Below are 255 nucleotides of genomic sequence, written 5' to 3'. Positions count from 1 at the left end.
CGGTGAACTTGGTGTGCGGCTTAACCGAACCCGGCTTAACCAGAACCTGACCACGCTCAACGTCGTCACGCTTGGTACCACGCAGCAGAACGCCGCAGTTCTCGCCAGCACGACCTTCGTCGAGCAGCTTGCGGAACATTTCAACACCGGTGCAGGTGGTGGTGGTGGTGTCACGCAGACCAACGATTTCCAGTGCATCCTGAACGCGAACGATACCGCGCTCGATACGACCAGTCACAACAGTGCCGCGACCCG

At 59.6% G+C, this 255-nt stretch carries 1 protein-coding gene; it reads right to left on the bottom strand.

Annotated elements, in window-relative coordinates; translation table 11 throughout:
• The coding region (locus tag AACY19_RS27685) for an EF-Tu/IF-2/RF-3 family GTPase (RefSeq protein ID WP_339454676.1) at window positions 1-255 on the bottom strand (255 nt) is incomplete at both ends.

It is taken from the genome of Pseudomonas sp. EA_5y_Pfl2_R50, assembly GCF_963970475.1.
Classification (GTDB): Bacteria; Pseudomonadota; Gammaproteobacteria; order Pseudomonadales; family Pseudomonadaceae; genus Aquipseudomonas.
This window is presented reverse-complemented; position numbering and strand designations above follow the sequence as displayed.